Consider the following 20,760-nt stretch of genomic DNA (forward strand, 5'->3'; position numbering starts at 1 on the left):
CGCCTACATCCGGAAGATGCCGAATTTCGTTTCTTCGGCCGGCGCATTCATCGAGGCGGAAAGGCCAAGGCCGAGCACGCGGCGGGTGTCGGCCGGGTCGATGATGCCGTCGTCCCACAGTCGCGCCGAGGCGTAGTAAGGATGGCCCTGCGTCTCGTATTGCTCGCGGATCGGCGCCTTGAAGGCGGCTTCCTCTTCGGCGCTCCAGCTCTTGCCGGCCGCTTCGATGCCGTCGCGCTTGACGGTGGCGAGCACGCCGGCCGCCTGTTCGCCGCCCATCACCGAGATGCGGGCGTTCGGCCACATCCACAGGAAGCGCGGCGAGTAGGCGCGGCCGCACATGCCGTAGTTGCCAGCACCGAAGCTGCCGCCGATGACGACGGTGAATTTCGGCACCTTGGCCGTGGCGACGGCGGTGACCATCTTGGCGCCATCGCGGGCGATGCCGCCGTTTTCGTACTTGCGGCCGACCATGAAGCCGGTGATGTTCTGCAGGAAGACGAGCGGAATGCCGCGCTGGGCGCAGAGTTCGATGAAGTGTGCACCCTTGAGGGCCGATTCGCTGAACAAAATGCCGTTGTTGGCGACAATGCCGACCGGGTAGCCGAAGATGCGGGCGAAGCCGCAGACCAGCGTCGTGCCGTAGCGCGCCTTGAATTCGTCGAAATCGGAGCCGTCGACGATGCGGGCGATGATTTCGCGCACGTCGAAAGGCTTCTTGGCATCGGTCGGAATCACGCCGTACAGCTCTTCCGGGCTGAACAGCGGCTCGCTCGGGGCGGTCAACGTGACCGGCGGGGCCTTTTTCCAGTTCAGGTCCTTGACGATGCGCCGCGCGATGGCCAGCGCGTGCGCGTCGTTCTCGGCCAGGTGATCGACGACGCCGGAAATGCGCGTATGCACGTCGGCACCGCCGAGGTCTTCGGCCGAAACGACTTCACCGGTCGCCGCCTTGACCAGCGGCGGGCCACCCAAAAAGATCGTGCCCTGATTCTTGACGATGATCGACTCGTCGCACATCGCCGGTACATAGGCGCCGCCGGCCGTGCATGAACCCATCACAGCGGCGATCTGCGGGATGCCGGCGGCCGACAGATTGGCCTGGTTGAAGAAAATGCGGCCGAAATGTTCCTTGTCCGGGAAGACCTCGTCCTGCATGGGCAGGAAGGCGCCGCCGGAATCGACCAGGTAGATGCAGGGCAGGCGGTTTTCCAGGGCGATTTCCTGGGCGCGCAGGTGCTTTTTGACGGTCAGCGGGTAATAGGTGCCGCCTTTCACCGTCGCGTCGTTGGCAACGATCATGCACTCGATGCCCTCAACGCGGCCGATGCCGGCAATCACCGAGGCGGCTGGTACGTCGCCGCCGTACATGCCGTAGGCCGCGAACTGGCCGATCTCAAGGAAGGGCGTGCCGGGATCGAGCAGGGCGCTGACCCGCTCGCGCGGCAGCAGCTTGCCGCGGGCGAGGTGCTTCTGGCGTGCTGCTTCCGGGCCGCCGAGGGCGATCTTCTCGACCTTCTCGTGCAGGTCGGCGACAACCGTGCTCATCGCGGCCGCGTTGGCCTGGAAGTCGGCGCTGCGCGGGTTGAGTTGGGATTTCAGGATGGTCATGTCTCTTCCTAGTTATTAGTTGCCTGGTTGCCCAGGGGTTTGAGTGGTTCTGCTAACAGCTCAAGCTCCTGGGCAACTCGATCCTCACAATCTTCACAACTGTTTTTCCTGCTTCAGCCAGTTGCTGACGGGTTCCGGCTGGAATGCCGCCATCGCGGCGAGCAGGCGTTCGCCATCGCTGTCGGCCAGTGCCATGGCGCGGTTCTGCGGGCGCAGGAAGCCTTCGCCGACGGCATGGTCGAACAGCGCCAGCAGCGGATCGTAGAAGCCGTTCACGTTGAGCAGGCCCATCGGTTTGACGTGAAAGCCGAGCTGGCCCCAGGTCAGGATTTCGCAGAATTCCTCGAAGGTGCCGAAGCCGCCGGGCATGGCGATGAAGCCGTCGGCGAGTTCGGCCATGCGCGCCTTGCGCGTGTGCATCGAATCGACGACTTCCAGGCGGTTCAAGGCGCGGTGTTCGACATGACGGCCATCGACCTCCTTGCCCATCAGCGCCTGCGGAATAACGCCGATGACGCTGCCGCCGGCACTCAGGCAGGCATCGGCAACGACGCCCATCAGCCCGACATTGCCGCCGCCATAAACCAGCTCGATGCCGCGTGCAGCCAGCAGGCGGCCGAGCTTTTCGGCTTCGTTGCGGTAGAGCGGGTTATAGCCGGGGTTGGCGCCACAGAAGACACAGATACGTTGCATGTTGTTCTCGGTTGTTACTGTTAAAAGCCGCCGCTTTCCAGCCAGTGTTCGATTTGCGGCAGGCGGTCGGCGCCGAAGAAATGTTCGCCGTCGATGATCACGTGCGGCGAGCCGAAGACGCCGGCGGCCAGCGCCTGCGTGCATTCGTCCTTGAGCCTGGCCTTGATCTCCGGGCTTTGCAGCGCGGCGGCCAGCGCCGTACGGTCGACGCCCAGATTTGCGGCAATTTCCAGCACGGTGTCCGGCGATGAAATATCAAGGTCGGTGACGAAGAAGGCACGATAGACGGCATGTGCGAACTGTCGGGCCAGCGCGCAGTCCTGGCCGTGCAGCCAGTAGTAGGCGCGGGCGGCATTCTGCGTCGGCAGCGGGAAGCGGCTCGGCGGGTTGTAGGGAATGCCCATGTGACGGGCCGAGCGGTGGAAGTCGCGCAGCATGTAGCTGCCCTTGCTGCTGGTGCCGTCGGCGGGCGGGCGCGAGCCGGTGGCCTGGAAGATGACCCCGAGCAGGATCGGGTGCCATTTGACCTTGCGCCCGTGCCGGGCGGCGACGTCGTCGATTTTCTCGGCCAGCAGGTAGCCATAGGGGCTGGAAAAATCGAACCAGAAGTCGAGCGGAGCCTTGTTCTCAGTTGCAGTCATGTTTGTCTCCTCGTGCTGACGGTCGCGGGCATTTTTGCTGTTTTTTGCCCGTCGACCGTCCGGGTGCTGCTTATTCGGCGGCGATACTGCGCCCGATGACCAGGCGCTGGATATCGTTGGCGCCTTCGTAGATCTGGCAGATGCGCACGTCGCGGTAGATGCGCTCGACCGGGAAGTCGCTGGTGTAGCCGACGCCGCCGTGGATCTGGATGGCGTCGGAGGCGATCTTTTCGGCGGCTTCGGAAGCGAACATCTTGGCCATCGAGGCTTCCTTCAGGCAGGGCTTGCCGGCATCCTTCAACTGGGCGGCGCGCCAGACCATCAGGCGGGCGGCGTCGAGCAGGGTGTTCATGTCGGCCAGTTTGAAGTTGACCGCCTGGTGGTCGATGATGGGCACGCCGAAGGTGACGCGTTCCTTGGCGTAGCGCACGGCGGCTTCAAAGGCGGCACGCGCCATGCCGATGCTCTGCGCGGCAATGCCGATGCGGCCGGCTTCGAGGTTGGAGAGGGCGATCTTGTAGCCTTCGCCTTCCTTGCCGAGCAGCGCCGAGGTTGGTACGCGGCAGTTTTCCAGGATGATCTGCACGGTGTCGGAAGCGTGCTGGCCCATCTTGTCTTCGGTGCGGCCGACGATGAAACCCGGCGTCGCGGTCGGAATCAGGAAGCAGGAAATGCCCTTCTTGCCGGCGGCCTTGTCGGTGACCGCGAAGACGATGGCCATCTGGGCGTGCTTGCCGGTGGTGATGAACTGCTTGACGCCATTGAGGACGAAGAAGTCGTCATCCTTGTCGGCGCGGGTGGTGATCGCCGCAGCATCGGAGCCGGTGTGCGGCTCGGTCAGGCAGAAGCAGCCGAGCTTTTCGCCGCGGGCGAGCGGCTTCAACCATTCTTCCTTCTGCGCATCGGTACCGTATTTCTGGGTGATGCCGCAGGCCAGCGAGTTCTGCACCGAGACGATGGTCGAGGTGGCGCCATCGCCGGCGGCGATTTCTTCCAGGGTCAGGACCAGCGACATGTAATCCATGCCGGCACCGTCCCATTCTTCCGGCACGACCATGCCGAGCGCGCCGAGTTCACCGAGTTCTTTCAGGGCCTGGGCCGGGAAGGTGTGGTTGCGGTCCCATTCGGCGGCGAAGGGGGCGAGGCGTTCCTGCGCAAAGCTGCGCATGGTGTCGCGGATCATTTCCTGTTCTTGGGTCAGTAGCATTGGGTGTCTCCTTTTGGATCGAGTTATTAGGATCGAGGATCGAGGGGCGAGGATCGAGTGGATGTTTCCGCGCCTTGCGGCGCGCAAATTTTCGCTAACAGCTCGATCCTCAATCCTGGATCCTTACAGCATTTCCACCGCGAGGGCCGTGGCTTCGCCGCCGCCGATGCAGAGCGAGGCAACGCCGCGCTTCTTGCCGTATTTCTTCAGTGCACCGAGCAGCGAAACGACGATACGCGCGCCGGAGGCACCGATCGGATGGCCGAGCGCACAGGCGCCGCCGTGGACGTTGACCTTGGCCGGATCGAGCTTGAGGTCGTGCAGCGCGGCCATGGTGACGACGGCGAAGGCTTCGTTGATTTCGTAGAGATCGACGCTCTCGGCGGTCCATCCGGTTTTTGCGAACAATTTCTGCATCGCGCCGACCGGAGCCGAAGGGAACAGCGCCGGGACGCCGGCATGCGTGGTGTGCGCGACGATGCGGGCAACCGGGCTGAGGCCGAGCTTGGCAGCCTGCGATTCGCGCATCAGGATCATGGCGGCGGCGCCGTCGGAAATCGACGAGGAGTTGGCAGCGGTGACCGTGCCGTCCTTCTTGAAAGCCGGCTTCAAAGTCGGGATTTTTTCGACGTTGACCGCAAACGGGCCTTCGTCCTTGTCGATGACGACATCGCCCTTGCGGCCGGCGACGGTGGTCGGGGCGATTTCCCAGGCGAAGGAGCCGTTGTTGCTGGCTTCGATGGCGCGGGTGGTCGAGCGGACGGCGAATTCATCCTGTGCTTCGCGGGTGAAACCGTAAGTGGTCGCACACTCTTCGGCAAAGGTGCCCATCAGGCGGCCGCGGGTTTCCTTGCTGTAGGAGTCTTCCAGACCATCGAGGAACATGTGGTCGAACATCTGGCCGTGGCCGAGGCGATAGCCGCCGCGTGCCTTGGCGAGCAGGTAGGGGGCATTGGTCATCGACTCCATGCCGCCGACTACGGCTGCGCCGTAGGAGCCGGCGAGAATGCCGTCGTGGCCGAGCATCGTGGCCTTCATGGCGGAACCACACACCTTGTGGATGGTGGCGCAGCCGGCGGAAAGCGGCAGACCGGCCTGCAGGGCGGCCTGGCGGGCCGGCGCCTGGCCCTGGCCGGCTTGCAGCACGCAGCCCATCAGCACTTCCTCGATCAGGTTGGCGTCGATGCCGGCGCGCTCGACGGCGGCCTTGATAGCGACGGCACCGAGGTTGGCGGCGGTCAGGCTGGCAAAGCCACCCTGGAATGCGCCCATGGCGGTACGGACGGCGGAAACGATGACAATCGGGTCGTTCATGCTGATTTCTCCTGCGTGCTTGTTATCAAATCATGCTTCCAACGCCTTTAGTGCGGCGTCGTAGCGGGTGGGTAAATCTTCGGGACAATCGACGGTGATGCCGAGGTCGTGCATCAGGCCGTCCTTGAGGCCATACAGCCAGCCATGTACGGTGAGCTTCTGCTGGCGCATCCAGGCATCCTTGACGACCGGCGTGTGGCACAGATTGACGACCTGCTCGAGCACGTTCAGTTCGCACAGGCGATCATGGCGCTGCGCTTCAGGCAGGGCATTGATGTGGGCAAGGTGCTTGTTGTGGACTTCCTGCACGTTGTGCAACCAGAAATCGACGATGCCGACGCGGTCGCGGCGCAAGGCGGCGCCGACGCCGCCGCAGCCGTAGTGGCCCACGACCATGATGTGCTTTACCTCCAGCACATCGACCGCGTACTGGATCACCGACAGGCAGTTCATGTCGGTATGCAGCACCAGGTTGGCGACGTTGCGATGCACAAACACTTCGCCCGGCAGCAGGCCGACGATCTGGTTGGCCGGGACGCGCGAGTCGGAACAGCCGATCCACAGGAACTCCGGGGCCTGCAGCTTGGACAGCTTGTTGAAGTAGGTCGGATCGACCTCCTGCATGCGCTGCGCCCAGGCGCGGTTGAAGTCGAACAGGTGGGAAAGGTTTTCGTTGCGGATTTCTTCTTCCGACCAGTTGTCGAGGTCGAGTGCCAGGAACATCGTGCCTTCGACCGGCGTCTGGTAGTAGTTCGGTGCTTCGGTGAAGCCCAGTTCGCGGTAGAGCTTCACGGCCATGCGCATATTGGGCAGGGTATCGATGATCAGCTTGCGGTAGCCGATTTCCTTGGCCGCCTTGATTGCTGCCAGCGCCAGTGTCGAGCCGATGCCGTGGCCGCGTTGTTCCGGATCGACATAGAGGCGCTTCATTTCGCAGACGCCATCGCTGTCGGAAAGCGGGCGCACCCCGACACAGCCGGCCGGCTGACCATTCACTTCGGCAAAAAACAGCCGGCCCTGCGGCGCGACATAGGCGCCGGGCAGGGAGGCCATTTCCTGGTCGAAGTTCTGGTACGACAGGTCGACGCCCAGCCAGGCCGCATAGTTGCGGAAGTACTGGCGAACCTGCTCGATGGCTTCGCTGTCGCTGGCGGTAAGGGTGCGTAAGGTAACGGGCATGCTGTTCAGCTCCATGTGGCGATGCTCCTGTCCGGAGCATCGGCAGGAGCGTGTTATATGGTTTCCACGGAAAACCCGTGATTGATCAGCATTCTACCTTTGCTGCGGCGCATCATCAGCGGGTCTCCGCCATCAGTTCGCGGCCGATCAGCATGCGGCGAATTTCGCTGGTACCGGCTGGGGCAATTTGTCTCCGGCCGGCGCGTTGCGCCTTAACCCGCGCTGTGCGCGCGTTAGCCTGCGACGAATTGTGGCCGGCCATCTCAGCGCGTCTCCGCCATCAACTCGCGGCCGATCAGCATCCGCCGAATTTCCGACGTGCCGGCCCCGATTTCATATAGCTTGGCATCGCGCCACAAACGGCCGGTTGGGTACTCGTTGGTGTAGCCAACGCCGCCCAGGGTCTGGATTGCCTCGCCGGCCATCCAGGTTGCCTTCTCGGCGGAATAGAGGATGGCGCCGGCAGCGTCCTTGCGCAGGGTGCGCGAGTGGTCGCCGGCATCACAGGCGCGGCCGACGGCATAGACGTAGGCGCGGGTGGCCTGCCAGGTCGAATACAGGTCGGCGACCTTGCCCTGCATCAGCTGGAAATCGCCGATTGCCTGGCCGAACTGTTTGCGCTCGTGCAGATAGGGCACGACGACGTCCATGCAGGCGGCCATGATGCCGAGCGGGCCGCCACAGAGCACGGCGCGTTCGTAATCGAGGCCGGACATCAGCACCTTGGTACCTTTGCCGACGCCGCCCAGCACGTTTTCTTCCGGTACTTCGCAGTCGTCGAAGAAGAGCGGGAAGGTGTTGGAGCCGCGCATGCCCAGCTTGTCGAGGTGCGTGCCGTGCGTGAAGCCCTTGAAACCCTTCTCGACGATGAAGGCGGTCATGCCCTTGGCGCCGGCGGCCGGGTCGGTCTTGGCGTAGACGACCAGGGTGTCGGCATCGCCACCGTTGGTGATCCACATCTTCGAACCGTTCAGCACGTAGCGGTCGCCCTTTTTCTCGGCCTTCAGCTTCATCGAGACCACATCGGAGCCGGCATTCGGCTCGGACATGGCGAGTGCGCCGACGTGTTCGCCGGAGATCAGCTTGGGCAGGTATTTCTGGCGTTGGGCCTCGGTGCCGTTGCGGCGGATCTGGTTTACGCACAAATTCGAGTGTGCACCGTAGGACAGCCCGACCGAAGCGGAGGCGCGCGAGATTTCCTCGAGGGCGACAATGTGGGCGAGATAGCCCATGTTGGTGCCGCCGTATTCCTCGCCGGCAGTCATGCCGAGCAGGCCCATGTCGCCGAATTTTTTCCAGAGGTCGGCCGGGAATTCGTTAACGCGGTCGATTTCTGCGGCGCGCGGCGCGATTTCGGCGTCGGCAAAGGCTTTCACTGCATCGCGCAGCAGGTTGATGTCTTCGCCGAGGGCGAAGTCGAGGCTGGGAATGTTCATGGGGTTTGTCTCCGTCTGGTTATGGATTGCCTGCTTGCTGCGCTGCCAGAGTGGGTTTCTCTGGCAGTTCAAGCTCCCGGGCAACTTGATCCTGAATTCTGCTTTCCCGCGATTGTATTGACGTTGACGTTAACGTCAACTGCCTGGCAAAAAAATTTCAACTGGCGGCGCGGCGGTTCAGTTCCTGCTGGCATTGCAATTCAAACTGGGCAATTTCGCCGAGCATGGCTTCGATGTCCTCGCGCTGCTGTTCGAGAGCTTCCCGCCGCTTCGACATGATGCGCAGGCATTCCTGCAGTTGTGGCGTTTCATCCTCGGTCGAGGCGTACATGCCGATCAGGTCTTTGATTTCGGCCAGCGACAGGCCAAGGCGTTTGCCGCGCAAGGCCATCTTGAGACGGGCGCGGTCGCGCCGGGTGAATACGCGCTTGCTGCCCTCGCGTTCGGGCGACAGGATGCCTTGGTCTTCCCAGAAGCGGATGGTGCGCGGGGTGATGCCGAATTCGCGGGCGAGATCGGAAATGGCGAAGGTAATGGCCGGCTGGCTCAAGCGAGTCTCCTCAAAGTGCGCGTCAGTAAATCAGAAGAGGGGGGTTTTTTCAATTAGCCATGCCTATGGTAACTTGCTCCCTCAAATAAAAAGGTTCGTTTCATGTCTCCCCAATATCCCCATGACCAGCCGCCGGCGGCTGGCGAACTCAAAGAGGTCGCGCCCGGTGTTTTCTGGTTGCGCATGCCCTTGCCGTTCCAGCTCGATCACATCAACCTCTGGCTGCTGCGTGACGGTGACGGCTGGACCATCATCGATACCGGTTTCCCTGATGACGGGGTGCGTGCCACCTGGTCGGCAATCATCGAGCGCCTTGACGGGCCGGTCCGGCGCCTGATCGTCACCCATTTTCATCCTGACCATCTTGGTCTCGCCACCTGGCTGATGGAGAAAACCGGAGCGACGCTGCTGATGACCACCGGCGAGTTCCTGACTGCGCATGTAGTCTGGAACGAGGTCGGCGGCCACGGTGCCCGGTTCATGGTTGAACAGTTCCGCCAGCATGGCCTCGATGCCGAACGGCTGGCCAAATTCGAGAAGCGCGGCTCCGGTTATCGCAAGGCCGTGCCGGCCTTGCCCGAGTATTACCAGCGCATCAAGGCCGGTGATGTCGTGACGGTCAACGGCTTGAATTGGCAAATAATCATCGGCCACGGCCATGCACCCGAGCATATGTCGCTTTACTGTCCCGAACTCGGCGTGTTAGTTTCCGGAGACATGCTTTTACCGAGAATTTCGACCAATGTCAGCGTGTTCGCGGCGACGCCGGATGCCGATGCCCTGGGCTGGTATCTGGAGTCACTCGATGAACTGACAGGAAATATTCCGGAAAAGACCCTGGTGTTACCTTCGCACGGTCTGCCTTTCTTCGGAATAGGGGCCCGGGTGGAGGCGTTGCACGCGCACCATGAAGATCGATTGCGTGCATTGGAGAGCAGTTGTGAACAAGCGCCACAGAGCGCCGCAGACTTACTCGAGACCCTCTTCCAGCGGGCACTCGATACGCATCAAACCATGTTCGCCATGGGTGAGGCTATTGCTCACCTGAATTATCTTGAACAAGCCGGCCGGCTGTCGCGCAGCACCGACGCCGACGGGGTAATTCGCTACACGCGGTCGCCCAAAGCCGCGCACTGACAGAGGGAGTTTCAAGCATGTCGCAGCAAACCGAAGACAAGGGTGCCAATCTGCCCAATCCGGCGGAAATCGCCAAGACCTACGCCGAAGTCGCCCAGCGCGCCTCGCGCCTGATCACCAGTTTCGTTGAAAAGAAGGCCAAGGATGGCGTCAGCGCGCCGACCGATGAACTCGGCGTCGCCAAGGCCTTCATGGACCTGTCGTCCCGTCTGCTGGCCAATCCGTACAAGGTGGCCCAGACCCAGATGAACATGATGTGGGACTACTTCTCGCTGTGGCAGAACACTTCGATGAAGATGATGGGCATGCCGGTGCAGGCACCGGTTGCCTCGCCGAAGAAGGGTGACAACCGCTTCAAGGACGAAGAGTGGGAACAGCATTTCCTGTTCGACTTCGTCAAGCAGTCCTATCTGATCACTGCCCGTCACCTGCATGACACTGTCGCCGATACCGAAGGTCTCGACGAAGCCACGCAGCAGAAGGTCAATTTCTTCACCCGCCAGTACATTGATGCGCTGTCGCCGTCGAACTTTGCCCTGACCAATCCGGAAGTCTTCCGCGAAACCGTCAAGAGCCACGGCCAGAACCTGATCAAGGGTCTCAACAACCTGCTGCACGACGTCGAGTCCGGTGACGGCCAGCTGCGCATCCGCATGACCGACACCTCGGCCTTCGAAATGGGCAAGAACGTTGCCACGACGCCGGGCAAGGTGATCTTCCAGAACGAACTGTTCCAGCTGATCCAGTACAACCCGAGCACGCCCGACCAGAACAAGAAGCCGTTCCTGATCGTGCCGCCGTGGATCAACAAGTACTACATCCTCGACCTGCGCGAGAAGAACTCCATGGTCAAGTGGGCGACCGACCAGGGCCACACCACCTTCATCATGTCCTGGACCAACCCGGACGAGAAGCTGGCCAAGAAGTCCTTCGAGAACTATCTGCTCGAAGGTTCGCTCGAGGCGATCAACCAGGTCTGTGCCCACACCGGCGAAGACAGCGTCAATCTGGCCGGTTACTGCCTGGGCGGTACTTTGCTGATGACGACCCTGGCCTACATGACGGCCAAGAAGGACAAGCGTGCCAATTCCGCCACCTTCTTCACGACCATGCTCGACTTCTCCGAGCCGGGTGAACTGGGCATCTTCCTTGATGAAGGCGCCGTTTCCGGCCTCGAAAAGAAGATGGCCGAGCGCGGCTTCCTCGAAGGTTCCGAAATGGCCGGCACCTTCAACATGCTGAAGGCCAACGACCTGATCTGGTCGTTCGTGGTCAATAACTACCTGATGGGCAAGGATCCGTTCCCGTTCGACCTGCTGTACTGGAATTCCGACTCGACGCGCATGCCGGCCGCAATGCACAGCTATTACCTGCGCAACATGTATCTCGGCAACCTGCTCAAGGAACCGGGCGGCCTGACGTTGGGTGGTGTCAAGATCGACATCTCCAAGGTCAAGACCCCGTGCTACTTCATCTCGACCATCGAAGACCACATCGCACCGTGGAAGAGCACCTACATGGGGGCCCGCCTGCCGTCCGGCCCGACCAAGTTCGTGCTCGGCGGTTCCGGCCACATCGCCGGCATCGTCAATCCGCCGGTCGCCAACAAGTACGGCTACTGGACCAATGACGCGACCGACAGCAATCTGCCGGAAAGCCCGGAAGATTTCCTGGCCGGTGCAACGCAGAATGCCGGTTCGTGGTGGACGCACTGGAACCAGTGGGTGACCAGCCTGCCGGGTGGTTCGACCAAGGTCAAGGCACGTCAGCCGGAAGACGGCGCGCTCAAGGTCATCGAGGATGCCCCGGGCAGCTACGTCAAGTTCCGTCTCGATACGCAGAAGAAGGAAAGCTGATCCGGCAAGGGATCCAAGCAGAAAGGGAGGCCGCGGCCTCCCTTTTTTTGTCCTGAGTTTCGCCGCCGGAGCGACGGGGGTCAGCGGTGGAGCAAGGGAATGTGCGGCAGGCTGGGCCATTCGATGGCATCCAGCATGTTCTTGACGATCAGGCCCAGCTCCGTGTCGCCGGTGATTTCCAGTTCGCGGTTGAAAAACAGCGTATCCGGGTCTTCCTGGCGGGCGACCAGTTGCAGGAAGGCCGACAGGTTGGCGGCGAAAGCCAGGTCGGGTTCGCGCGTGACCTGGAATAGCGGCCGGAAAAGTCCGTCGCGATAGGTGAATGTTGCCTTGCCGCCGGTATCCAGGACATGGATGCTGAACAGTTTGTCTTCCAGGGCGGTCAACTCGCTTTCCGGCAGCAATTTCATTTTCAGCGCGACGTTGAGTCCGGCGATCAGGGTCAGCGTATGCGGCCATTGCGGCAGCCGCTTCCCGATCTCGCCGATGATGGCGGGCAGACGGAACTTCGGGATGGTGAAATTCTGGTCCATGCTCATGCTCCCAGTTGGGCGAGGGCTTGTGTGTGGTGGGCAACGATGCCGGCGTCGCCGAACCAGTAGCCGTCGACCAGGCCGCTGGCATTCCAGCCGGTGGTGTCGGGTTGCGGCGTCTCGCCGCGGCGGGCGGCGTCGAAGGCAGCGATGATGGCATTGATGTGCTGCTTCTGCGGGCTGATCCGGACGATGTCGATGCCCATGGCCAGCATCTGCGGGATTTCGTGCAGCAGGTTGTAGCTCTGCGCCGACATGGTCTGGATGCCGTTGATGCACAGGAAATCCTGGCCGTCGCGGGTGGTCAGGGTCAGACCCTCGGCGTGGTCGAGGCACTTGAACTGGCAGTCGTCCTTGTTCAGGTCGTAATGGCGGGCCGTGAAGCAGCGCGCCGAGAAGGCGAGCGGCAGCTTGCCGTACACGAAGACCTCGGTTTCGACACCGGCCGGCCGGCTGGCGTGCAGGGTTTCGATCAGCGCCCGGCTGGCTTCGAGCGGCGGCACCCAGCGCTTCAGGCCGTGTTTGGCGAAGGTGGCGAGCGTCGCCTCGTTGTAAATGTTGAGGTGCGGGCCGGCGACGAAATCCTGCCCGTGCACGAGGTTGACCGCGCCGAGATCGTTGGCTTCGAGCTTGCAGCCGGCTTCGTCGACCAGGCGGCGCAGTGCCTTGAGGTCGCTTTCCGATTCGAGCAGGGCCTGGGCCGAAACGACGACCTCCTTGCCGGCGTCGGTCAGATCGCGGGCAAGGCCGATCCAGTCGGCGGTGCGCAGTTGTTGTCGGCGCGAACAGACGACTTCGCCGACGTAGATGATGTCGAGCGCCGGGTTCTGTGCCATTTCGGCGTAGAACTCCATGACTTCGGCCTTGGGCCAGAAATAGAGCAGGGGTCCGAGGGAAAGCTTCATTCTTATCTCCACGGCCGGTTGTAGGCACCCAGCGTTGCCTGGCTGCCTTCGGAGACCTTGGCCAGCTCGGCCTGCCAGGCCGGTTTGACGTGGAAGCGCTCGCCGCCTTCGGCCAGCGTGTCGAGGGCGGCACGCAGCGTGCGGGTGACCTGGGTAACGTAGGCCGGGCTGCGCTGGCGGCCTTCGACCTTGATCGCGCGCACGCCGATTTTCATGATCTCGGGCAGAATGGAGATGACATTCAGGCTGGTCGGTTCTTCCAGCGCGTAATAGGTTTCGCCCTGGACTTCGAAGCGGCCCTTGCACAGGGTTGGATAACCGGCCGGTTCATCGTCGCCGAAACGGTCGATGAGAATGCCGTTGAGGCGGGTTTCCATGGCTCCCGGTTGCTTGTCCCATTTCACGTACTTGGCCGGCGAGCAGGCGCCGACGGTATTCGGCGATTCGCCGCAGGCGTAGGAGGACAGCCAGCAGCGGCCCTCGTTCATGACGCACAGGCTGCCGAAACCGAAGACTTCGATTTCGACCGTGGTGTTCCTGATCACGTTTTCAACCTGGGCCAGCGTCAGCACGCGCGGCAGCACGGCACGCTTGATGCCGAATTCGCGCTGGCAGAAATTGATCGCCTCGTAGCTGGTTGCCGAGCCCTGCACCGAGAGGTGCAGACGCTGCTGCGGATGCTTGTTGCGGGCGTAATCGAGGAGGCCGACGTCGGCCAGGATAATCGCGTCTACGCCCTGGTCGACCGCTGCGTCGACCGCCTTGTGCCATTCACCGACGCGTCCGGCCTGCGGGAAGGTATTGATCGCGAGCAGGATTTCGCGACCCTTGGCATGGGCGTAGCGGATGCCTTCTGCCATGTTCTTGGCGTCGAAATTGAGGCCGGCGAAATTGCGCGCGTTGGTGTCATTCTTGAAGCCGAGGTAAACCGCATCGGCGCCGTTGTCGACCGCAGCCTTGAGCGCGGGCAGGCTGCCGGCCGGGCAGATCAGATCAGGCAGGGAACTCATGGAATAGGGGACCGGAAGGATCAGCCGGGCAGTATAGCCAGCCAGTGCTGGCTGCCATTGATCCTGGTCAAAGAGCCGGTGTCTGGTTCAGCGGATCACGATGGTCGGCTTGTAGCCGAGGCTGCTGCGGATTTTTTCCGCGACCCTGTCAGCGTCGCCACGGTTGGCATAGGGCCCGATTTGCAGGCGATGGATGCCGGCGCTTGGATTGATCTGCATGCTTTCATTCAGCCAGTCGAGTTCGCGGCTCAAATGGTTTTTCAGGTTTTCTGCATTGTCGGCATTGGCAAAGGCACCCAACTGCAGATAGACGCCCTTGGCGACGATCTTTTCACCCGTGCTGTCGCTGCTGCTGGCGGTTTGTACCGGGCGTTCTTCCTGGCGCATGCGCATGGCCATCTGCTCGATATCGTCTGCGCCGGTCGGGCTCGTGACGGGCTTTTGCGGCGCGACCTGGGCATAGGTGACGCCGGTCGCTTCACCCGGAATGATGGCTTCGACATCGACCAGGCCACTGCCGCCATTGATCAGGCCGAGCTTGTAGGCGGCGGTATAGGACAGGTCGATGACGCGATCGGCGTGGAAGGGGCCGCGGTCAGTGATGCGGACAATGACCGACTTGCCGCTCTGGGCATGCGTCACACGGACATAGGACGGCAAGGCCAGGGTAGGGTGCGCTGCGGTCATTGCGAACATGTCGTAAGGCTCGCCGATCGATGTCTTCTGGCCGTGGAATTTCTTGCCGTACCAGCTGGCGATGCCGCGCGCCTTGTATGGCTTGACGGCGGTATTCGGTACATATTCCTTGCCGAGCACGACATAGGGGCGGGTGGCTGGCTTGTGCAGGGGTTCCCACCTGGGTTCGGCATCCGGGATGTCGTCCAGCCCATCCGGAATCTCGTCGGCCGGGCCGTCATCCTTGTAGAAACCGCCACCGCGCTTCAGTGTCACGCCGGGCTTGCGGGTCGGCGTTGGCGCTCTGGAAATCGGGCTTTTTGCCGTGTCGACCGTTGTTTCCCGTTCGGTGTGCAGCGGCGAACTGCCACAGGCAGAAAGTAGCGAGACGAGCAGCGCGGCAGGGAGCAGGCGGAGGATCATTTCTTGACCAGCATGCGGTGCGTGTGGATCGACATCAGCATGCCAATCCCGAGAAACAGCGTCACCAGTGCCGTGCCGCCATAGCTCATGAAGGGCAGCGGGACACCGACGACCGGCAGGATGCCGCTGACCATGCCCATGTTGATGAAGGCGTAGGTGAAAAAGCCGAGCGTGATGGCGCCGGCGAGCAGGCGCGAGAACAGCGTCGGTGCCGCCGAGGCGATCATCAGGCCGCGTCCGATCAGCATGGTGTAGAGGAAGAGCAGCAGAAGGTTGCCCATCAGTCCCCATTCTTCCGAGAAGACCGCAAAAATGAAGTCGGTGTGTTTTTCCGGAATGAATTCGAGGTGGGTCTGTGTGCCGTTCAGATAGCCTTTGCCGATGGCGCCACCGGAACCGATCGCGATGGTTGCCTGGATGATGTGATAGCCGGAGCCGAGCGGATCGGTGGTCGGGTCGATCAGGGTCAGGATGCGCTTCTTCTGGTAGTCATGCAGCATGCCCCAGAGGAAGGGCGCTGCGGATGCCCCTGCGACGATCATGCCGACGATGATCTTCCAGGGCAGGCCGGCAAAGAAAATCACGTAGAAGCCGGCCGCGCCGACCAGCAGTGCGGTACCAAGATCGGGTTGCTTGGCGATCAGGGCAAACGGAATAATCAGCAGCAGGGCAGCGATGACGTAATGCTTGAATTTCAGGGTGGCTTCGTATTTCTGGAAATACCAGGCCAGCATCAAGGGCATTGCGATCTTCATGATCTCGGATGGCTGGATGCGGGTGAAGCCGAGCGACAGCCAGCGGCGGGCACCGTTGATCTTGATGCCGAAAAGAAAGACCGCGACGAGCAGAACGAGGCCGAGCACATAGAGCGGAATGGCGAAGCTCATCAGTTTTTGCGGTGGCAGGCGGGAAACGAACCACATGATGACCATTGCCACGCCCATGTTGCCGGCTTGCGACAAAACCCGCTGGTTGCCGTCAAAGGTTGCCGAATGTACGGTGGCCAGGCCGATTGCCATGATTGCCAGCGTGATGCAGAGCAGCGGAAAGTCGATATGGGCAATCAATTGTTGCCAACCGCGGCGCAAGGTACCGGCGACATCGATCATTATTCGGCCTCCTCTTCGACGGCGGCGCTGTCTTCCGGCGCGGCGCCGGCCGGCAATTTGCCGAGCAGGTAGTAGTCGATGACCATGCGGGCGATCGGTGCCGCCGACTGGGCGCCAAAACCACCATTCTCGACCAGTACGGCGAGTGCAATTTTCGGATTCTCGGCTGGGGCAAAGGCGATGAACAGGGCGTGGTCGCGCAGTTCCTTCTTGATGCCACCTTCTTTGTACTGCGCTCCCTTCAGCGAGAAGACCTGGGCCGTACCGGTCTTGCCGGCAGCTTCGTAAGGCGCACCGGCAAAAGCGCGGGCACCGGTACCTTCCTTGTTGACCCCGACCATGGCACGGCGGATGACCTCGACGTTTTCCGGCCTGAGATTGAGGTCGCGGATAGGCTGTCTTTCGATCAGACGCTTCTGGCCGGTCTTGGTGTCAATGATGTGATGCACGATGTGTGGCCGGAACATCACGCCATTATTGGCAATCGTTGCCGTTGCCTGGGCGAGCTGGATGGGGGTGTAAGCGTTGTAGCCCTGGCCGATCCCGATCGAGATGGTTTCGCCGGCATACCATTTCTGCTGTTCCGGCTTTTTGAAGCGCTGCCTTTTCCATTCCTGCGAGGGCAGCACGCCCTTCGACTCGCCGTATTCATCCTTGCCGAGGTCGATGCCGGTGCGTTGTCCCAGTCCGAGCTGACCCATGAACTTGGCGATGTTGTCGATCCCCATGTCGTTGGCCAGCATGTAGTAGTAGGTATCGCAGGAGTGGACGATCGATTTGTACATGTCGACGATGCCATGTCCGCCCTTTTTGTCGTCGCGGAACTGGTGATTGCCGAAATTGTAGTAACCGGGGTCGCTGATTGCCTGACTCGGCGTACGCTTGCCCATTTCCAGCGCAGCCAGTGCCATGAAAGGCTTGAAGGTGGAACCCGGAGGGTAGGCGCCGTTGATGGCGCGGTTGACCATGGGCTTGCTCGGGTGCTCGTTGAGCTCTTTCCAGTTGTCCGGCGTGATGCCGTCCACGAAGAGATTGGGGTCGTAGGTCGGATTGGAAACCAGGGCCAGGATGCCGCCGGTCGAGGGTTCGATGGCGACCAGTGCGCCCTTGCGGTCACCGAAAGCCTGCTCGGTAATTTCCTGCAGCTTGGCATCCAGGGTCAGGGCCAGATTGTTGCCGGAAACCGGCGGGATGCGCTTGAGGCTGCGTAGGGCGTGGCCGCCGGCGTCGATCTCGACTTCCTCGTAGCCGGTCTGGCCATGCAGTTCGAACTCGTAGTGCTGTTCCAGCCCGGTCTTGCCGATGTGGTCGGTGCCCTTGAACATGGCCTGCTGTTCGGCTTCTTCGATCCATTTCAGGTCGCGGTCGGTAATCCGGCCGATATAGCCGATCGCGTGCGAGGCAACCGTGCCGAGCGGATACTGGCGGAAAAGCCGGGCCTTGACCTCGATGCCGGGGAAACGATAGCGCTGGGCGGCGAACTTGGCGACTTCGGCATCGGTCAGGCGGGTCCGGATCGGGATGGATTCGAAGTTCTTTGCTTCATCCATCAGGCGCTTGAAGCGCTTTCTGTCCTTGGGCTGGATATCAATGATGGCGGCCAGTTCGTCAATTGCCACATCCAGGTCGGCAACCCGCGATGGCGTGATTTCCAGCGTGAAAGCGGAGTAATTGCGGGCCAGTACGGTGCCGTTGCGGTCGGTGATGACGCCGCGGTTGGGTACGATGGGAATCAGTGCAATCCGGTTGTCTTCAGCCCGTGTCTGATAAAAGTCGTGCTGGATGACCTGCAGCCAGATGAAGCGACCGAGCAATAGCGAAAAGGCGAGCAGGACGGCAATTGCGGCAAAGCCGGAACGGAAGCGAAAGCGGTCGAGGTCGGCTTCGGGATTGTGGAAATCACCCACGGGTTGCCACCTGTTCAGATCGGTCGATCAGGATCCTGCTCGACCGGCTGATACTGCGGCAGGAGCAGGATGAAGGTGGCGGGAATCCAGAGCAGGGCTCCGATGAGCGGCCCGATGAAGTAGGTCAGTCCGGGGAATTCGGCGCCGACAGCCAGACGCATCAGCGCCTGGACAAGCTGGGTGCCGAGCAGCAGCGGCATGACCTGCAGTGCCTGCTGGGCGAGCGGGAACCAGAGCAGGCGCCGGGACGCGGCGGTTGAAACATAGGCGAGCAGGACATAGGCAAAACAGTGCTGGCCGAGTACCGAGCCATCCGCGACATCCATCAGCAGACCGAGAATGAAGGCCCAGCCCATGCCGACGCGACGGAATTCGCGCACGCTCCAGAAGCAGAGGACAAGTGCCACCCAGTCCGGCATGGCAGGCCAGTGGGCGGTCGGCAGAAAGTTGAGCAGAACGGCCGCAATCAGGCTCAGGAAAATGAACCATGGGCGGACCGGGAGCAGGATGCGCGAAGAGGAGAAGGTTGGTTGCATCAGTTGCTCTTTTTCGCGCGGTTCTTCTGGCGGACCGTCATCTTGTCGGTGCCGCTTTCCCGGCTGGTGGACTCGGGCGGAGCCGGCGGCAAGGGCTGGCGTGGATCAAGAACCATGATTTCGCCGAAATTCTCGACGCCGGCCACCGGCACGCAAAAGATGCGGGCAAAGGAATAGGCACTGTCACGCTCGATATTGATCACCTTGGCGACCGGAAAACCCGGCAGGTAGATGCCGTCGAGGCCGGATGTCACCAGAATATCGCCTTCCTGAACGTCGGCATTGGCGGGCATGTAGCGCAGTTCAAGCTGGCCGTTGCCGAGGCCGAAGACGACCGAGCGCTGGCCGCTGCGGACGATCTGTACCGGTACCGCCTGATCCTTGTCGGTAATCAGCGTGATTTCTGCCGAGAAAGGGAATACGCGGGTGACCTGGCCAACGACACCGGCCTCGTCGATGGCCGGCTGGCCGGCGACGATACCCGACTGCTGGCCCTTGTCGACGATGACCTTGCGCGAAAACGGATCACGGGCGGTGTACAGAATCTGGGCAACCTGGCCATTGGCCTTTTCGCGTTCCTTGACGCTGAGCAATTTGCGCAGGCGCTCGTTTTCCACCTCAAGCTGGAGCAGGCGCTGCAGGTTGGGGGCGGTGTTGAGCTGGGCGTGCTTGAGCGCGTTGTTCTCTTGATGCAGCGCCTGCAGGCCTTGCAGGTAGTTGTTGGCGTAGTCGACCAGGCTGCCCGGCGTCTGGGCGACCCGTTGAACCGGGTCGACCAGTAATGCAATGCTCTGGCGCAGCAGGTTGAGGCTGCGAAAACGCAGGTCGAGCACGAACACCGCCAGTGAAATGGCGATGTAGAAAGTCAGAAGGGCCAGCGGTGCTGGCCCTCGCTTGAAGAACGGTGGCGGTGCGTGGTCGATGCCGGCCATCGCTTAAGCTCGAATTGTGGCGATCAAGTTCAGTCCGAGGCGAAGATGCTGCCCAGCTTGTCCATCTTTTCCAACGCCATGCCGCAACCGCGGGCAACGCAGGTCAGAGGCTCGTCGGCAACGATCACCGGCAGACCGGTTTCTTCCATCAGCAGACGGTCGAGATCGCGCAACAGGGCGCCACCGCCGGTCAGGACCATGCCCTTTTCGGCAATGTCGGCACCGAGTTCGGGCGGGGTCTTTTCCAGCGCCGACTTGACGGCGGAAACGATCTGGTTGAGCGGGTCGGTCAGCGCTTCGAGGATTTCGTTGGACGAAATCGTGAACTTGCGCGGGATGCCCTCGGCCTTGTTGATGCCGGAGACTTCCATTTCGCGGACTTCGGCGCCCGGGAAGGCGGAGCCGATGTTCTTCTTGATGTTTTCGGCGGTGTTCTCGCCGATCATCATGCCGTAATTGCGGCTGATGTAATTGATGATGGCTTCGTCGAGCTTGTCGCCGCCGACGCGCACCGAGCCGGCATAGACCATGCCGCCGAGCGAGATGACGCCGACTTCGGTCGTGCCGCCGCCGATATCGACGACCATCGAGCCGGTCGCTTCGGCAACCGGCAGGCCGGCACCGATTGCAGCCGCCATCGGCTCCTCGATCAGGTAAACCTGGCTGGCGCCGGCACCGATCGCGGATTCGCGGATGGCGCGGCGTTCAACCTGGGTCGAACCGGAGGGCACGCAGATGATGATGCGCGGGCTCGGGCTGAACAGCTTCGAGTCATGCACCTTCTTGATGAATTGCTTGAGCATCTGTTCGGTGACGGTGAAGTCAGCGATCACGCCGTCCTTCATCGGACGAATGACGGTGATGCTACCCGGTGCCTTGCCAAGCATTTCCTTGGCTTCCTTGCCGACGGCCTGGATGGTTTTCTTGGCATTGGGGCCGCCTTCGAGGCGGATGGCGACGACCGAAGGCTCATCGAGGACGATGGAGCGACCGCGAACATAAATCAGCGTATTCGCTGTGCCAAGGTCGATGGCCAGATCGTTTGAGAAATATTTACTGAGGAAACCGAACATCTGCTGTGACTCCGCTGGGGGGGGTGCGGTAGG

19 protein-coding genes are annotated in these 20,760 nt (G+C 61.8%); 2 read left to right on the forward strand and 17 right to left on the reverse strand.

Features of this window, described 5'->3' with window-relative positions; genetic code table 11:
* Positions 1 to 3: 3 nt before the first annotated feature.
* The 8 genes from KI612_RS00400 to KI612_RS00435 all read right to left on the reverse strand — a co-directional run bounded on the left by KI612_RS00400 (position 4) and on the right by KI612_RS00435 (position 8,631).
* A complete protein-coding gene (locus tag KI612_RS00400; protein WP_226441851.1) occupies positions 4 to 1,611 on the reverse strand; it encodes a carboxyl transferase domain-containing protein in 1,608 nt (535 codons plus the stop codon).
* Between the two features lie 93 nt (positions 1,612 to 1,704).
* Positions 1,705 to 2,304 carry an LOG family protein gene (locus KI612_RS00405; RefSeq protein WP_226441852.1) on the reverse strand — a complete coding sequence of 200 codons (600 nt, stop codon included), beginning with the start codon at positions 2,302 to 2,304 and terminating at the stop codon, positions 1,705 to 1,707.
* Positions 2,305 to 2,324: 20 nt separating this feature from the next.
* Positions 2,325 to 2,945 carry a 2-hydroxychromene-2-carboxylate isomerase gene (locus tag KI612_RS00410; protein WP_226441853.1) on the reverse strand — a complete coding sequence of 207 codons (621 nt, stop codon included), beginning with the start codon at positions 2,943 to 2,945 and terminating at the stop codon, positions 2,325 to 2,327.
* A gap of 70 nt (positions 2,946 to 3,015) precedes the next feature.
* The gene (locus KI612_RS00415) at positions 3,016 to 4,152 is read right to left on the reverse strand and encodes an acyl-CoA dehydrogenase (protein ID WP_226441854.1); all 1,137 of its coding nucleotides are present in this window, start codon (positions 4,150 to 4,152) and stop codon (positions 3,016 to 3,018) included.
* A 123-nt stretch (positions 4,153 to 4,275) separates the two neighbouring features.
* Positions 4,276 to 5,466 (reverse strand): acetyl-CoA C-acyltransferase, encoded by a 1,191-nt coding sequence (locus KI612_RS00420; RefSeq protein ID WP_226441855.1) that lies wholly within the window; start codon positions 5,464 to 5,466, stop codon positions 4,276 to 4,278.
* A 30-nt stretch (positions 5,467 to 5,496) separates the two neighbouring features.
* Positions 5,497 to 6,645 carry a carbonate dehydratase gene (gene can / locus KI612_RS00425; RefSeq protein ID WP_226441856.1) on the reverse strand — a complete coding sequence of 383 codons (1,149 nt, stop codon included), beginning with the start codon at positions 6,643 to 6,645 and terminating at the stop codon, positions 5,497 to 5,499.
* Positions 6,646 to 6,908: 263 nt separating this feature from the next.
* A complete protein-coding gene (locus KI612_RS00430; protein ID WP_226441857.1) occupies positions 6,909 to 8,081 on the reverse strand; it encodes an isovaleryl-CoA dehydrogenase in 1,173 nt (390 codons plus the stop codon).
* 157 nt (positions 8,082 to 8,238) lie between these two features.
* Complete coding sequence (locus KI612_RS00435; protein ID WP_226441858.1) at positions 8,239 to 8,631, reverse strand: MerR family transcriptional regulator; 393 nt, start codon at positions 8,629 to 8,631, stop codon at positions 8,239 to 8,241.
* Positions 8,632 to 8,733: 102 nt separating this feature from the next.
* Between KI612_RS00435 and KI612_RS00440 the strand changes: the two genes are divergently transcribed.
* Entirely contained in the window at positions 8,734 to 9,768 is a 1,035-nt protein-coding gene (locus tag KI612_RS00440) for an MBL fold metallo-hydrolase (protein WP_226441859.1), read from the forward strand.
* A 17-nt stretch (positions 9,769 to 9,785) separates the two neighbouring features.
* Positions 9,786 to 11,624 carry a PHA/PHB synthase family protein gene (locus KI612_RS00445; protein ID WP_226441860.1) on the forward strand — a complete coding sequence of 613 codons (1,839 nt, stop codon included), beginning with the start codon at positions 9,786 to 9,788 and terminating at the stop codon, positions 11,622 to 11,624.
* A gap of 80 nt (positions 11,625 to 11,704) precedes the next feature.
* Here KI612_RS00445 and ubiT read toward each other — a convergent pair whose 3' ends face one another.
* From ubiT to KI612_RS00490, 9 genes are all read right to left on the reverse strand, one after another.
* The gene (gene ubiT / locus KI612_RS00450; protein ID WP_226441861.1) at positions 11,705 to 12,157 is read right to left on the reverse strand and encodes a ubiquinone anaerobic biosynthesis accessory factor UbiT; all 453 of its coding nucleotides are present in this window, start codon (positions 12,155 to 12,157) and stop codon (positions 11,705 to 11,707) included.
* 2 nt (positions 12,158 to 12,159) lie between these two features.
* Complete coding sequence (locus KI612_RS00455; RefSeq protein WP_226441862.1) at positions 12,160 to 13,062, reverse strand: U32 family peptidase; 903 nt, start codon at positions 13,060 to 13,062, stop codon at positions 12,160 to 12,162.
* A gap of 2 nt (positions 13,063 to 13,064) precedes the next feature.
* The gene (ubiU, locus tag KI612_RS00460) at positions 13,065 to 14,072 is read right to left on the reverse strand and encodes a ubiquinone anaerobic biosynthesis protein UbiU (RefSeq protein ID WP_226441863.1); all 1,008 of its coding nucleotides are present in this window, start codon (positions 14,070 to 14,072) and stop codon (positions 13,065 to 13,067) included.
* An 87-nt stretch (positions 14,073 to 14,159) separates the two neighbouring features.
* Positions 14,160 to 15,170 (reverse strand): septal ring lytic transglycosylase RlpA family protein, encoded by a 1,011-nt coding sequence (locus KI612_RS00465; protein WP_226441864.1) that lies wholly within the window; start codon positions 15,168 to 15,170, stop codon positions 14,160 to 14,162.
* Positions 15,167 to 16,279, reverse strand: coding sequence for a rod shape-determining protein RodA (rodA, locus tag KI612_RS00470; protein ID WP_226441865.1), 1,113 nt, complete (start codon positions 16,277 to 16,279; stop codon positions 15,167 to 15,169). Before rodA ends, KI612_RS00465 begins: the two co-directional genes overlap by 4 nt.
* Positions 16,279 to 18,186 carry a penicillin-binding protein 2 gene (gene mrdA / locus KI612_RS00475; RefSeq protein ID WP_226441866.1) on the reverse strand — a complete coding sequence of 636 codons (1,908 nt, stop codon included), beginning with the start codon at positions 18,184 to 18,186 and terminating at the stop codon, positions 16,279 to 16,281. The genes rodA and mrdA overlap by 1 nt, the downstream gene beginning before the upstream one ends.
* 14 nt (positions 18,187 to 18,200) lie before the next feature.
* On the reverse strand, positions 18,201 to 18,722 hold the full coding sequence (mreD, locus tag KI612_RS00480; protein WP_226441867.1) for a rod shape-determining protein MreD: 522 nt from the start codon (positions 18,720 to 18,722) through the stop codon (positions 18,201 to 18,203).
* Positions 18,722 to 19,654, reverse strand: coding sequence for a rod shape-determining protein MreC (gene mreC / locus KI612_RS00485; RefSeq protein ID WP_226441868.1), 933 nt, complete (start codon positions 19,652 to 19,654; stop codon positions 18,722 to 18,724). The genes mreD and mreC overlap by 1 nt, the downstream gene beginning before the upstream one ends.
* A gap of 29 nt (positions 19,655 to 19,683) precedes the next feature.
* A complete protein-coding gene (locus KI612_RS00490; protein ID WP_226441869.1) occupies positions 19,684 to 20,727 on the reverse strand; it encodes a rod shape-determining protein in 1,044 nt (347 codons plus the stop codon).
* Between the last annotated feature and the right edge of the window lie 33 nt (positions 20,728 to 20,760).

The organism is Quatrionicoccus australiensis (assembly GCF_020510525.1).
GTDB lineage: Bacteria > Pseudomonadota > Gammaproteobacteria > Burkholderiales > Rhodocyclaceae > Azonexus > Azonexus australiensis_B.

Bases quoted from the DNA above. Each gene is read 5' to 3' on its own strand.
- rodA (WP_226441865.1), bottom strand. From the start codon at position 16,279: ATGATCGATGTCGCCGGTACCTTGCGCCGCGGTTGGCAACAATTGATT.
- KI612_RS00440 (WP_226441859.1), top strand. From the start codon at position 8,734: ATGTCTCCCCAATATCCCCATGACCAGCCGCCGGCGGCTGGCGAACTC.
- can (WP_226441856.1), bottom strand. From the start codon at position 6,645: ATGCCCGTTACCTTACGCACCCTTACCGCCAGCGACAGCGAAGCCATC.
- KI612_RS00415 (WP_226441854.1), bottom strand. From the start codon at position 4,152: ATGCTACTGACCCAAGAACAGGAAATGATCCGCGACACCATGCGCAGC.
- KI612_RS00400 (WP_226441851.1), bottom strand. From the start codon at position 1,611: ATGACCATCCTGAAATCCCAACTCAACCCGCGCAGCGCCGACTTCCAG.
- KI612_RS00420 (WP_226441855.1), bottom strand. From the start codon at position 5,466: ATGAACGACCCGATTGTCATCGTTTCCGCCGTCCGTACCGCCATGGGC.
- mreC (WP_226441868.1), bottom strand. From the start codon at position 19,654: ATGGCCGGCATCGACCACGCACCGCCACCGTTCTTCAAGCGAGGGCCA.
- mreD (WP_226441867.1), bottom strand. From the start codon at position 18,722: ATGCAACCAACCTTCTCCTCTTCGCGCATCCTGCTCCCGGTCCGCCCA.
- KI612_RS00430 (WP_226441857.1), bottom strand. From the start codon at position 8,081: ATGAACATTCCCAGCCTCGACTTCGCCCTCGGCGAAGACATCAACCTG.
- ubiU (WP_226441863.1), bottom strand. From the start codon at position 14,072: ATGAGTTCCCTGCCTGATCTGATCTGCCCGGCCGGCAGCCTGCCCGCG.
- KI612_RS00455 (WP_226441862.1), bottom strand. From the start codon at position 13,062: ATGAAGCTTTCCCTCGGACCCCTGCTCTATTTCTGGCCCAAGGCCGAA.
- ubiT (WP_226441861.1), bottom strand. From the start codon at position 12,157: ATGGACCAGAATTTCACCATCCCGAAGTTCCGTCTGCCCGCCATCATC.
- KI612_RS00410 (WP_226441853.1), bottom strand. From the start codon at position 2,945: ATGACTGCAACTGAGAACAAGGCTCCGCTCGACTTCTGGTTCGATTTT.
- KI612_RS00445 (WP_226441860.1), top strand. From the start codon at position 9,786: ATGTCGCAGCAAACCGAAGACAAGGGTGCCAATCTGCCCAATCCGGCG.
- KI612_RS00405 (WP_226441852.1), bottom strand. From the start codon at position 2,304: ATGCAACGTATCTGTGTCTTCTGTGGCGCCAACCCCGGCTATAACCCG.
- KI612_RS00490 (WP_226441869.1), bottom strand. From the start codon at position 20,727: ATGTTCGGTTTCCTCAGTAAATATTTCTCAAACGATCTGGCCATCGAC.
- KI612_RS00465 (WP_226441864.1), bottom strand. From the start codon at position 15,170: ATGATCCTCCGCCTGCTCCCTGCCGCGCTGCTCGTCTCGCTACTTTCT.